Source organism: Micromonospora sp. NPDC003241, from assembly GCF_053589795.1.
Map to the genome: position 1 here is coordinate 1 of NZ_JBSFSO010000036.1, position 13,053 is coordinate 13,053.

Below are 13,053 nucleotides of genomic sequence, written 5' to 3' on the forward strand. Positions count from 1 at the left end.
GCAGCTCCCACCCCGTCTCGGCGCGTACCTGCTCGACGGTGACCCCCTGGTGCAGTTGGGTGAGGGTCAGTTCGCGGACCGCCGCGTTGCGCCGGACGGTCGCCCCGGCGGGTCGGGTGGCGTCGGGCCGGACGGAACCGCTACCGCGGCGGGTCGGGTCGGGCGCCGTGGTCAGAGCCACGAACTGCTCCTCTCCGGGGTAGCGCGGCGGGTCAGGATGCGATCGCTGCCTTGCTGGCCTCGACGAACTGCGCCGCGGCCTCGGCGGGGGTGGCCCGCCCGTACTGGGCGTTCTCGGCAGCCTTCGTCAGTTCGGCGCGGAGCTTGCTGTGGCCCTTGATCGGCACCTGCGGCGCCTCACCGAACGTCTCGGCCAGCTTGTTCTCGACCTCGATGGACTGCTTCATCGCCGGGTCGGTGGTGTCGTCGCTGACCACCCGACGCAGGTCCATGTTGGACGGCAGACCCCGGTCGGTGCCGAGCAGCTTGACCACCTCCGGGTCGTTGGCCAGGAAGTTGATCACGTCCACCGCGACGTCGGCGTTCTTGCTGCCGCGGAAGACCGACCAGTACATCGAGGCGCGGGCCCACTGCGCGCTCGGGTCACCCGGGTACGCGATGACGCCCAGCTCGTCGGCGGTGTTCTTCTTCAGCTCCGGCATCTGGTTGACCCAGACCCAGGAGGTGCCCGACTTGCCGGTCACCACGAGCTGCTTGGTGATGTCGGTGGCGTTGCCCTCGTGGATGATGTCGGCGGTGGGGGTGGCGCCCCGGTCCCGGGCACCCTTCCACAGCTCGAACCACTTGGTCACGTCCTCGGCGGTGAAGCCCAGGTCGTTGCCGGAGTAGAGGTCCTTGCCCTGCTGGCGCAGCCAGACCCAGAACGCCTTGTAGTCGGCGCTGGGGTCCTGGGTGCCGGGGACGCCGGCCTTCTTGCTGACCTCTTCGGCCCAGGCGATGTGCTCCTCCCAGCTCATCCCGGTGGTCGGCTCGGGCAGCCCGTTCTTGGTCAACAGCGTCTTGTTGTAGACCAGGCCCTGGGTGTTCTCCCCGGCGGCCAGGCCGGCGAGCTTGCCGTCGACCTCGCCGTACTGGAGCAGGCTGGGCGGGAACTTGCTGGTGTCCAGGTCGCCGGAGTCCTGGTACTTCTTCAGGTCCAGGGTGGCGTTGCGGGCGGCGTACTCGGCGAGGAAGTTGTCGTCGATCTGGAAGATGTCCGGCGGGTTGCCGCCGGCGGTGAGCGTGGCCAGCTTGTCGAAGTAGCCCTGGTTGGCCTGCCACACCTTCTCGAACGTGACGTCCGGGTTCTTCTTGGTGTAGAGGTCGAGGGCCTGGTTGGTGAGATCGGCCCGGGCCTCGCCGCCCCACCAGAAGATGGAGAGCTTGACCTTGCCGTCGGAGCCGGCGTCGTCACCGCCGCAGGCGGCGGCCGCGCCGACCAGCGGCAGGGCCACGACCGCGGCGAGCATGCCGCGCAGCAACCGGCGGCGGAGCAGAGGGGTACGGTAGGTGCGCCCGTCGGACGCGTTCGCGGTGGGGTGCGTTGCGGGGTGCATGTGCGCTCACTCCTTGGCGTTAGGAGGCGACGACGTCACCGGCGGCCACGATCGGGTTGCCCGGGTCCGCACGGCGATGCGGGCCCGGGCCTACGGCAGCGGCGCCGGGACGTTCCCGGCCGGCGTATGGTCCCGGCGCGGTGGAGTCGCGGATGACCAACTCGGTCTGGAGCATTACCTGTGCGGTGGTACGACGGACGCCGACTGTCGCCCCGGCACCGCCGCCCCGCCCGGTGCGCGGGAGATCGGTGTCCTGTTGCAGCAACATGTCGACGGCCGTCCGGCCGGCGGCCGCGGTCGGCGTGGCCACCGTCGTCAGCTTGGGGCGGGTGAGCCGGCTCAGGCTGATGTCGTCGACCCCGACGACACTGACCTCCTGCGGCACCCCGACCCCGAGTGCGTCGAGCCCCTCCAGGAGCCCGATCGCGATCAGGTCGTTGTAGGCGAGCACGGCGGTGACACCGGCCCGGCGGACCTGCTCCGCCTGGGCGAGGCCGCCGTGTTCGGTGGGCGGGTTGGGGCCGAGCACGGTCAGGTCCGCGCCGGCGGTCCGGGCCGCCGCGCTGGCGGCGCGTCGGATCTCCCGGCTGGTCCATGAGCCGCGCGGCCCCCCAAGCAGGGCGATCTGCCGGTGGCCCAGGCCGGCGAGATGCTCGATGGCGGTACGCGCGCCCTGCCCGACGTCCATCAGGACGCAGGGCAGACCGGCCAGTTGGCGGTTGACCACGACCAGCGGCACCTCGCGGCTGAGCTGCTCGATCAGGCTGTTGCTCATCCGTGGGCTGCACAGCAGCACCCCGTCGACCTGCTTGGCCAGGGCGTGCACCAGTTCCTCCTCCGCGGCGGCGTCCTCGTTCGTGTCGGCGACGAAGACGTGGTAGTCGCGGTGGCGGGCCTGGCTCTCCGCCGCCTTGATCAGCGGCGGGAAGAACGGGTTGGCGATGTCGGCGATGATCAGGCCGATGTTGTGCGTCCGGCCGGTGATGAGGGCCCGGGCGGCGCGGTTGGGCCGGTAGCCCAGGTCCTCGGCGCAGGCCAACACCCGTACCCGGGTCTCCGGGTTGACCAGATGTGGTGCGGAGAAGGTGCGGGAGACGGTGGAGATGTGCACGCCGGAGGCCCGTGCGACGTCCCGGATGGTGACTGGCACTCAGGCCCCCTTCATCGATGTGTCGGCGGTCACGGTGCCGCCAATTAATGCAAACGGTTGCTCCACTGTCAACGGCGCATGGTTACAGCTCTGTTTCGGCCGGACTCCTGCCATGCACTCCAAGCCCCACGAATGCGGTCAAAAGACGCCGATTCTCGGCCGCTCGTTGACTCTGGCCGATCGATCGTGGTTACTTCACTGCAAAGGTTTGCACAAAGATCGAGGAGGATCGGTCTGTGTCACCGCAACCCGGCAAGCGCGCCCGGTACGCCGTGGTCGGCACCGGCGCCCGCGCCGAGATGTTCGTCCGGGCCCTGGTCCGCGACCACGCGGACACCGCCGAACTGGTCGCGTTCGCCGACGTCAACCAGGCCCGGATGGACGCCCACAACCGGTGGCTCGGCGAGCTGGGCCACGCTCGGCTGCCGACCTACCACGCCGACGACTTCACCACCATGCTGGCCAAGGAACGGGTCGACGTGGTCCTGGTGACCTCGGTCGACGTCACCCACGACGAGTACGTGGTGGCCGCGCTGGACGCCGGCTGTGACGTGGTCACCGAGAAGCCGATGACCACCGACGCGCCCCGCTGCCAACGCATCCTCGACGCGGTACGCCGCACCGGCCGACGGGTGACGGTGGCGTTCAACTACCGCTACAACCCGTTGCACGAACAGATGCGGCGGCTGCTCGCCGAGGGCGCGGTCGGCGAGATCGGCTCGGTGCACTTCGAGTGGCTGCTCGACGTCCGCCACGGCGCCGACTACTTCCGGCGCTGGCACCGCGACAAGGCCAGCTCCGGCGGGCTGATGGTGCACAAGGCCAGCCACCACTTCGACCTGGTCAACTGGTGGCTGGACGCCACTCCGGTGCAGGTGTACGCGGCCGGCCGGCTGTTCTTCTACGGCGACGACGGCCGCCGGCACGGCTACGCCCGCGACTACGACCGGGCGCACGCCGCCCCCGCCGCCGCCGACGACCCGTTCGCGCTGCGCCTGGCCGAGCACCCCCGGCTGCGCGAGCTGTACCTCGACGCCGAAGTCGAGGACGGCTACCACCGTGACCGCAACGTCTTCGCCCCCGGCGTGACCATCGAGGACGACATGGCGGTGCTGGCCACCTACTCCAGCGGCGCGACGATGACCTACCACCTCACCGCGTACGCGCCGTGGGAGGGCTACCGGGTGATGGTCAACGGCAGCCGGGGCCGGCTGGAGCTGGAGGTCACCGAGAGCGAGTTCGTCAGCCCGGCCGCCGCCGGTGCGCTCAAGGGCGCCGCCCTGCACGGCACCGAGGCCGCCGCCGAGGGCGGTCAGGCCACGTTGACCCTGCGCCCGTTCTGGTCCCCGCCCCAGCGCATCGAGGTCGACGGGTACACCCGGCACGGCCACGGCGGGGCGGACGCCCGGATGACCCAGGTGCTGTTCGGCGGCGTACCCGATCCGTTGGACCGCGCGGCGAGCGCCCGCGACGGCGCGCTGGCCCTGCTCACCGGCCTGGCCGCCAACCGGTCCTTCGACACCGGCGCCCCCGTGCGGGTCGCCGACCTGCTCACCCTCGACTGACCTCGACCCCAGGAGCCGAACCCCGTGCCCACCTCGACCCGTCCCGACCTGCTGTTACCCGCCGAGCCCGGCCAACGCGCCCTGGCCCGGGAGCTGTACGCGCTGGTGGCGCGGCTGCCCGTCATCTCGCCGCACGGGCACGTCGACCCGGGGCTGCTCGCCGACGACGAGCCGTTCCCCGACCCGTCCCGGCTGCTCATCGTGCCCGACCACTACCTGACCCGGATGCTGTTCAGCCAGGGGGTGCTCCCGGCCGAGCTGGGCGTGCCGACCCGCGACGGCAGCCCGGTGGAGACCGACGGGCGGCGGATCTGGCGGCGCTTCGCCGAGCACTGGCACCTGTTCCGGGGCACCCCGTCCCGGCTCTGGCTGGAGCAGACCCTCACCGAGGTCTTCGGCCTGGACGCCCGGCTGTCGCCGCAGACCGCCGACGAGGTGTACGACGCACTCGCCGCCCGCCTGGCCGAGCCGGACTTCCGCCCCCGGGCGCTGTTCGAGCGGTTCAACATCGAGGTGCTGGCCACCACCGAGTCGCCCCTGGACGACCTGAGCCGGCACGCCAAGCTCGCCGCCGACGGGTGGGGCGGCCCGGGCGGCCGGGTGGTCACCACCTTCCGGCCGGACAACGTGGTGGACCTGGAGTTCGAGGACTGGTCGGCCAACGTCGACCGGCTCGGCGAGATCACCGGTGCGGACACCGGCACGTACCAGGGCTACCTGGCCGCGCTGCGCGCCCGCCGGGAGGCGTTCATCGCCGCCGGTGCCACCTCGTCGGACCACGGGCACCTCACCGCCCGCACGCTGGACCTCGGCGCGGACGCGGCGGCGCTGTTCGACCGGGCCCGCCGGGGCCGGGCCGAGCCGGGCGACACCGAGGCGTTCCAGGCCCACATGCTGCTGGAGTTCGCCCGGATGTCGCTGGACGACGGGCTGGTCATGCAGTTGCACCCGGGCGCGGTGCGCAACCACAACCGGTGGCTGCACGCCCGGCACGGACGCGACGTGGGCGGCGACGTCCCGCAGGCCACCGAGTTCGTGCACGCGCTGGCCCCGCTGCTGGACGCGTACGGCAACGACCCCCGGCTGCGGGTGGTGCTCTACACGCTGGACGAGGACACCTTCACCCGGGAACTGGCACCGCTGGCCGGCGGGTACGCCGCCCTGGTGCTCGGCGCGCCCTGGTGGTTCCTGGACTCCCCCGAGGTGCTGCGCCGGTTCCGCGAGACGGTCACCGAGACCGCCGGCTTCTACAACACCGCCGGGTTCGTCGACGACACCCGCGCGTTCTGTTCCATCCCGGTCCGCCACGACGTGGCCCGCCGCGTCGACGCCGGTTTCCTGGCCCGGCTGGTCGCCGAGCGCCGACTGCCCATGGACGAGGCCGCCGAGACCATCGTCGACCTGGCGTACCGGCTGCCGAAGCAGGTCTTCAAATTCGGGGAGAAGCAATCATGACCACCATCACCGACGTCACCGTGCACGACGTGCGGTTCCCGACCGCCGCCAGCGGCGACGGCTCCGACGCGATCAACCGGGGCGACTACTCGGCCACCTACGTGGAGCTGCACACCGACGACGGGCCGACCGGCGCCGGGTTCACCTTCACCAACGGACGCGGCAACGAGATCACCTGCGCCGCCGTGCAGGCCCTCGCCCACCACGTGCGGGGACGCACGGTGGAGGAGATCACCGCCGAGCCGGTGGCGTTCTGGCGCTCGCTCGTCGCCGACGTGCAGTTGCGCTGGCTCGGCCCGGAGAAGGGGGTCATCCACATGGCCACCGGCGCGCTGGTCAACGCGGTGTGGGACCTGCGCGCCAAGCTCGCCGGCAAGCCGATGTGGCGCTACCTGGCCGAGCTGTCCACCGAGGAGCTGGTGGCCAACGTCGACTTCCGGCACATCACCGACGCGCTCACCCCGGACGACGCCGCCGCCATCCTGGACAAGGGACGCGACGGGCTCGCCGACCGGCTGGCCCTGCTGGAGCGGGACGGCTTCCCCTCGTACACCACCTCGGTGGGCTGGCTGGGCTACCCCGACGACAAGGTCCGGGCGCTGACCCGGGACGCGTACGCGCAGGGGTGGCGGGCGATGAAGATGAAGGTCGGCGGCCCGCCCGAGGACGACCTGCGGCGGGCCCGGATCATCCGGGCCGAGATCGGCCCGGACGCGCTGCTGATGATGGACGCCAACCAGGTGTGGGACGTCGACGAGGCGATCACCAACATGACGGCGCTGGCCGAGGTCGACCCGTACTGGATCGAGGAGCCGACGCACGCCGACGACGTCCTGGGTCACGCCCGCATCGCCCGCGCGGTGACCGAGCTGACCGGCGGCCGGTGTCGGGTCGCCACCGGCGAGGTGGCCGCCAACAAGGTCATCTTCAAGCAGTTGTTGCAGGCCGAGGCGATCGGCGTGATGCAGATCGACGCCTGCCGGGTGGCCGGGGTCAACGAGGTGCTCGCCGAGATCCTGCTGGCCGCCAAGTTCGGCGTCCCCATCTGCCCGCACGCGGGCGGCGTCGGACTCTGCGAGTACGTCCAGCACCTGGCGATCTTCGACTACCTGCGGGTGGGCACCAGCCTGGAGGGCCGGATGGTGGAGTACGTCGACCACCTGCACGAACACTTCGTCGACCCGGTACGCACCCGCGACGGGCGATACCTGCTGCCGACCGAGCCGGGCTACAGCGCCACCATGCGTCCGGAGTCGATCGCCACCTTCCGTTTCCCGGACGGCCCGACGTGGCGGTGACCGTGGGCGCGTCCCGGCTGGACCTGGGGGCCCTGCGCCGGCTGCCGGCGCAGTCCCGTCCGCTGGTCCGCCCGGGCACCGTGCCGGCCGGCGTGGTGCACCTCGGGCTCGGCGCGTTCCACCGCGCCCACCAGGCCGTCTACACCGAGCAGGCGCTCGCGGCGGCCGGCGGCGACTGGGGCATCGTCGGTGTCGCGCCGCGCAACGCCGACCTGGTGCGGACGCTGACCGCGCAGGACAACCTGTTCAGCGTGAGTACGCTCTCCGCCGCCGACGAGCACACCCGGGTGATCGGGGCGCTGGCCGACGTCCGGCTGGCCGCCGCCGACCCGGGCGCGATCGTGGCGTTGCTGGCCGACCCGGCGATCCGGGTGGTGACGCTGACGGTGACCGAGAAGGCGTACCAACTGGACCCGGCGGCCGGAACGCTGCGCCCCGATCCCGAGCTGGTCGCCGACCTGACCAGCGACCGGCCACCGGCCACCGTGCCGGGGCTGCTGGTGCGCGGCCTGCTGGCCCGGGCCGCCGCCGACGCCGGACCGATCGCGCTGGTCAGCTGTGACAACCTGCCCGCCAACGGTCGCCGGCTGCGCGGCCTGGTCACCCAGGCCCTGGTGTACGCGGGCGCCGGGCAGACCGCGCTGGACTGGGTCCAGGACCAGGTCGGCTTCCCCGGCACCATGGTCGACCGGATCGTGCCGGCCAGCACCGCGCAGACCCTGGAGGCGGCCCGCCGGGCACTCGGCGTCGAGGACCTGGCGGCGGTGGCGGCCGAGCCGTACACCCAGTGGGTGATCGAGGACGACTTCCCCGGCGGACGGCCGGCCTGGGACCGCGCCGGTGCGGTGCTCTGCGACGACGCCGGCCCGTGGGAGCGGCTGAAGCTGCGCGGGCTCAACGGGGTGCACTCGGCCGCCGCGTACCTCGGTGCGCTCGCCGGGTGCGAGACGATCGCCGACGCGCTCGCCCTGCCGCACCTGGCCACGGTGCTGCGTCGGCTGATCGCCGAGGACGTGGCGGCCAGCTTCACCCCGCCCGACGGCGTCGACGTGGTCGACTACGGCGAGCAGGTGCTGGCCCGCTTCGGCAACCCGGCGATCCGGCACCGCACCCTCCAGGTGGCGATGGACGGGTCGCAGAAGCTGCCGCAGCGGATCCTGCACACCATCGCCGACCTGCGCGCCTCCGGCCGGTCCGCCCGGTGGGCGGCGCTGGTCGTGGCCGCCTGGATCCGGTTCGCCCAGGGCACCGCCGACGACGGGCGCACGCTGCCGCTGGACGACCCGCTGGCGGAACGGATCCGTACCGCCCTGGCCGCCGCGCCGCAGACCCCGGCCGGCGCCGTCGACGCGGTCCTCGCCCTCGACGAGGTCGTCCCGCCCGAGGTGGCCGCCGACGCGCAGGTCCGCGCCGACGTCACCGCCTGGCTGACCGACCTGCACCGGCACGGCGTCCCCGCCACCCTGGCCGGCGCCGCATGAGTGAAAGGAAGGGCACCTTCTTAACGCCTGCGGTAGAGCAGGGGTCCCCTGCTAACACCCCGGCACCCGCCGCGACGACAGCCGTGCCACGGGTCGCGCTGATCGGGGCGAACGGGCACGGGCGCTGGCACCGGCGGGTGCTCGGCCCGCTGCACGAGGCCGGACGGCTGCGGCTGGTCGCGCTGGTGGACACCCGGCCGTTGGAGGACGAGCCGGCCGCGCCGGTACCCTCCGACGCCCGGGTCTTCACCGACCACCGCGCCATGCTCTCCGCCGTCACTCCGGACGTGGTGGTGATCTGTACTCCGCCGCACACCCACCTGCCGATCGCCCGGGACGCGCTGGCCGCCGGGGCCGACCTGCTGCTGGAGAAGCCGCCGGTGCTCTGCACCGCCGAGCACGAGGAGTTGGCCGGTGCGCTGGCCAGCACCGGCCGGGTGGCGCAGGTCGGCTTCCAGGCGCTCGGGTCGGCCGCACTGACCGCGCTGACCGACGCGGTGAGCGCCGGCCGAGTGGGTACGGTCACCGGCATCGCCACCGTCGCCGCCTGGCAGCGTCCGGACGCGTACTACGCCCGCTCCCCGTGGGCCGGTCGACGGACGCTGGACGGACGACCGGTGCTCGACGGCGCGCTGGCCAACCCGCTGGCGCACGCGGTGATGCAGTGCCTGGCGGTGGCCGAGGCGGTCACCGGTGGGCCGGTGGAGCCCGTCGCCATCGAGGTCGAGCGTTACCGGGTCCGGCCGATCGAGGTCGACGACACCGCCGTGCTGCGGGTACGCCTGCGGCACGGCCCGCCGATCGTGGCCGCGGTGACACTGGCCGGGGAGGACTTCGTACCCGGCGAGGTGATCGTGACCGGGGACGCCGGACGGGCCGTGCTGGAATACCCGACCGACCGCCTGCTGCTGCCCGGCGAGGCGCAGGCACGCGAGGTGCCGGGCCGGCGGGGCCTGTTGGAGAACCTGCTCGACCACCGGACCGATCCCCTGGTGCCGTTGATCGCGCCGCTGGCCCGGACCGCCCCGTTCACCGCGGTGCTGACCGCGCTCCAGGCGGCGCCCGAGCCGACGTTGCTCGGCGGCGGCTGGGTGGAGACGGTCGGTGATGGGCCGCAGCGGGTGCGAGTCGTTCCGGGCGTCAACGACGTGCTGCGTCGGGCCGCCGAGAGCGGCGCGTTGCCGACCGAGCTGGGTGTGCCGTGGGCGGCCGCCCCATGGCGGACCGATCCGACCGGAGCAAAATAGGAGGACACCGCAACGCCACTGCAACATCGCCGGTCCGATCAGGACCAAGCACCCCGCGATGACCAGCGGTTTCCCGACCGGGACAGGTCGGGACGATGTCGGCCGAAAGCATTTTCTGCAACAAAACTGCACATCATTAATATTGACCCCAATAAAAACACAACCGTAACCTTCGTCACATAGAGAAACAACGACGAGGGAACGGGACGAGCTGATGCGCAGAATTGCCGCCGGTGCGGCATTGATCATTCTCACCCTGACCGCCGCGCCCACCCCGGCGGCGGCACACCCCGGCCCGACGGGCGGCGCGGACACCCTGTCCGCACTGGCCCGGCAGATCGGCCGGCAGGCACTGCCGACGAACGACGGCTGGGCGGCGGCCGGGCCGGGCACCACCGGTGGCTCCACCGCCACCGCCGACCAGGTCCACGTGGTCGACAGTCGCCAGGGCCTGGTCGCCGCGCTCGGCGGGAACAACGCCACCAACGCGACCAACACCACCCCGAAGATCATTTACGTCAAGGGCGAGATCGACGGGTTCGAGGACGCCGTCGGACGGCTGCTCGACTGCACCGACCTGGCCGACCCCGGGTACTCGCTGGAGGCGTACCTGGCCGCGTACGACCCGGCGGTGTGGGGTCGGGTCGCGCCGAGCGGGCCGGTGGAGGAGGCCCGGGTCCGGTCGGTGACCAACCAGACCCGGCAGACCCAGATCAACGTCGGCCCGAACACCACCATCGTCGGGCTGCGCGGGGCGCGACTGACCGGCCTCACCCTGATGATCGACCGGGCGCCCAACGTCATCGTCCGCAACATCACCTTCGACGACGCCCGGGACTGCTTCCCCGCCTGGTCACCCACCGACGGCGAGACGGGCAACTGGAACTCCCAGTACGACCTGGTCTCGGTCCGCCGCAGCGAGAACGTCTGGATCGACCACAACACGTTCACCGACGGCGACAACCCCGACAGCAACCAGCCGATCCACTTCGGACGGCCGTACCAGGTGCACGACGGCGCGCTGGACATCACCCACACGGCCAGCCTGGTCACCGCCTCCTGGAACCGGTTCGACGGGCGGGACAAGCTGATGCTGATCGGCTCGTCCAACACCGTCGGCCCGGACGTCGGCCGGCTCAACGTCACCCTGCACCACAACCTGTTCGACGAGGGTCTCCAGCGGCTGCCCCGGGTCCGCTTCGGGCAGGTCGACCTCTACAACAACCAGTACCGGCTGGCCGGCGACGGTTTCGAGTACGCCATCGGAGTCGGCGTGCAGTCCGCCGTGTACGCGGAGAACAACCACTTCACCCTCGGCGCCGGCATCACCGCCGCCGACCTGCTCTACGACTGGAGCGGCACCGCGATCACCACCCGGGGCAACTGGGTGAAGGCGGCCGGCAAGCTACCCCGCCCGGTGGACCTGGTGGCCGCGTACAACGCCGCACACGACCCCGACCTGTCGCCCGACGCCGGCTGGACGCCGACGCTGCGGCACGGTCCGGTCCTCCCGGCACCGCTGGTGCCCCTCGTCGTCGGCCCGCTCGCCGGTGCCGACCGCCTGCCGCTCTGACCGTCCCTCAGGCGACCCGGCGACCACACCCGGCTGTAGCAGTACCACCACCGATAGCACGGAAGGTAGGCAAGGAATGAGACGAACAGTCGCACTGCGACTCCTCGCGGGGCTGTCCGCGACGGCCGTGGGCGCCGCGGTCTGCGTGACCCTGGTGACCCCCCAGGCATCGGCCGCCGTCGGCAGCGCCACCGGCTTCGCCACCCGCAACGGGGGCACCACCGGCGGCGCGGGCGGTCAGACGGTACGCGCCACCACCGGCACCCAGATCCACGCGGCCCTGTGCAACCGGGCCAGCAGCAGCACCCCGATCACCATCCAGGTGGAGGGGACCATCAACCACGGCAACACCACCAAGGTGTCCGGGTCGAGCTGCAACACCGCCGCCGACGTGATCGAGCTCAAGCAGATCAGCAACGTCACCATCCTCGGGGTGGGCAACGGTGCCGTCTTCGACCAACTCGGCATCCACATCCGCGAGGCCCGCAACATCATCATCCAGAACGTGACGGTGCGGAACGTCAAGAAGTCCGGCTCGCCCACCTCCAACGGCGGTGACGCGATCGGCATGGAGAGCGGCGTCCGCAACGTCTGGGTCGACCACGTCACCCTGGAGGCGTCCGGCGGCGAGTCGGAGGGCTTCGACGGCCTCTTCGACATGAAGAACGACACCCAGTACGTGACGCTGTCGTACAGCATCCTGCGCAACTCGGGTCGTGGCGGCCTGATCGGCTCCAGCGAGAGCGACCGCTCGAACGGCTTCGTCACGTACCACAACAACCTGTACGAGAACATCGACTCGCGGGTGCCCCTGCTGCGCGGCGGGCAGGCCCACATCTACAACAACCACTACCTGCGGATCAACGAGTCCGGCATCAACTCACGGGCCGGCGGCCAGGCCAAGGTGGAGAACAACTACTTCCAGAACGCCAAGGACGTGCTCGGCACGTTCTACACCAGCGAGGCCGGCTACTGGCAGGTCAGCGGCAACACCTTCGACAACGTCACCTGGTCGGCCCGCAGCGGCGACAACAACCCCGCCGGCCCCAACCCGACGTCCAACACCAGCGTCAGCATCCCCTACTCGTACCGGATGGATGCGGCGAGCTGCGTGCCGAACATCGTCCGGGACACGGCCGGCGCCAACAAGGGCATCCGGACGTCGAACGGCAACTGCACGCCGACGAACCCGACGACCGGCCCGACCCCCGGACCGACCACCCCCACCCCGGGACCGACCAACAGCCCCACCCCCGGGCCGACGAACCCGCCGAGCGGCACCAACCTGAGCATCGGTGCCGGCTCCGACGGTTCCAGCAAGGCCAGCGGCACCAGCTACGGCGACGTCCGGGACGGCAACATGAGCACCGCCTGGTCGCCGTCGGGCGCGACGGGTTCCATCTCGATCAAGTGGGACTCCGCCAAGACGATCTCCCGGGTGAACATCCGTGAGGCGTCCGGCTCCGTGGGCAACATCCGGGGCTGGCGTCTGATCAACCACGGCAACGGGGCGGTACTCGCCTCCGGCACCACCGCCGGTGTGATCAGCTTCGCCTCGACCTCGCTCAGCAAGGTCACCTTCGAGATCACCAGTTCCAGCGGTACCCCGAGGGTCGCCGAGTTCGAGACGTACGCCTGACAACCGACCGCCAGGTGGGCGGGAGCCGTCGACGGCTCCCGCCCACCGCCGTGTGCGTCGCCGATCGGTGGTGCGCGTCGGCGCGACCG

10 protein-coding genes are annotated in these 13,053 nt (G+C 71.6%); 7 read left to right on the forward strand and 3 right to left on the reverse strand.

Annotation, left to right across the window (positions count from 1 at the left end; genetic code table 11):
• The 3 genes from ACWDVW_RS23980 to ACWDVW_RS23990 all read right to left on the reverse strand — a co-directional run.
• On the reverse strand, nt 1–181 hold a 181-nt coding region (locus ACWDVW_RS23980; protein WP_449952740.1), incomplete at its 3' end, for a hypothetical protein.
• Nucleotides 182–212: 31 nt separating this feature from the next.
• Nucleotides 213–1,556 (reverse strand): ABC transporter substrate-binding protein, encoded by a 1,344-nt coding sequence (locus ACWDVW_RS23985; RefSeq protein ID WP_449952743.1) that lies wholly within the window; start codon nt 1,554–1,556, stop codon nt 213–215.
• Nucleotides 1,557–1,575: 19 nt separating this feature from the next.
• Nucleotides 1,576–2,706 (reverse strand): LacI family DNA-binding transcriptional regulator, encoded by a 1,131-nt coding sequence (locus tag ACWDVW_RS23990; protein ID WP_396750149.1) that lies wholly within the window; start codon nt 2,704–2,706, stop codon nt 1,576–1,578.
• Between the two features lie 236 nt (nt 2,707–2,942).
• On the opposite strand from ACWDVW_RS23990, the gene ACWDVW_RS23995 reads away from it, so the two are divergent.
• From ACWDVW_RS23995 to ACWDVW_RS24025, 7 genes are all read left to right on the forward strand, one after another.
• A complete protein-coding gene (locus tag ACWDVW_RS23995) occupies nt 2,943–4,271 on the forward strand; it encodes a Gfo/Idh/MocA family protein (protein ID WP_449952746.1) in 1,329 nt (442 codons plus the stop codon).
• 24 nt (nt 4,272–4,295) lie between these two features.
• Nucleotides 4,296–5,726 (forward strand): glucuronate isomerase, encoded by a 1,431-nt coding sequence (gene uxaC / locus ACWDVW_RS24000; RefSeq protein ID WP_449952749.1) that lies wholly within the window; start codon nt 4,296–4,298, stop codon nt 5,724–5,726.
• Nucleotides 5,723–7,024, forward strand: coding sequence for an enolase C-terminal domain-like protein (locus ACWDVW_RS24005; protein WP_449952752.1), 1,302 nt, complete (start codon nt 5,723–5,725; stop codon nt 7,022–7,024). Before uxaC ends, ACWDVW_RS24005 begins: the two co-directional genes overlap by 4 nt.
• Entirely contained in the window at nt 7,015–8,505 is a 1,491-nt protein-coding gene (locus ACWDVW_RS24010; RefSeq protein ID WP_449952755.1) for a mannitol dehydrogenase family protein, read from the forward strand. Before ACWDVW_RS24005 ends, ACWDVW_RS24010 begins: the two co-directional genes overlap by 10 nt.
• An 83-nt stretch (nt 8,506–8,588) precedes the next feature.
• Nucleotides 8,589–9,752 carry a Gfo/Idh/MocA family protein gene (locus tag ACWDVW_RS24015; protein WP_449952758.1) on the forward strand — a complete coding sequence of 388 codons (1,164 nt, stop codon included), beginning with the start codon at nt 8,589–8,591 and terminating at the stop codon, nt 9,750–9,752.
• 214 nt (nt 9,753–9,966) lie between these two features.
• Nucleotides 9,967–11,325, forward strand: a complete 1,359-nt coding sequence (locus ACWDVW_RS24020; protein WP_449952761.1) for a pectate lyase family protein — start codon at nt 9,967–9,969, stop codon at nt 11,323–11,325.
• A gap of 76 nt (nt 11,326–11,401) precedes the next feature.
• On the forward strand, nt 11,402–12,964 hold the full coding sequence (locus tag ACWDVW_RS24025; RefSeq protein ID WP_449952764.1) for a pectate lyase family protein: 1,563 nt from the start codon (nt 11,402–11,404) through the stop codon (nt 12,962–12,964).
• Nucleotides 12,965–13,053 lie beyond the last annotated feature (89 nt).

Bases quoted from the DNA above. Each gene is read 5' to 3' on its own strand.
- ACWDVW_RS23985 (WP_449952743.1), bottom strand. From the start codon at position 1,556: ATGCACCCCGCAACGCACCCCACCGCGAACGCGTCCGACGGGCGCACC.
- ACWDVW_RS24005 (WP_449952752.1), top strand. From the start codon at position 5,723: ATGACCACCATCACCGACGTCACCGTGCACGACGTGCGGTTCCCGACC.
- ACWDVW_RS24020 (WP_449952761.1), top strand. From the start codon at position 9,967: ATGCGCAGAATTGCCGCCGGTGCGGCATTGATCATTCTCACCCTGACC.
- ACWDVW_RS24025 (WP_449952764.1), top strand. From the start codon at position 11,402: ATGAGACGAACAGTCGCACTGCGACTCCTCGCGGGGCTGTCCGCGACG.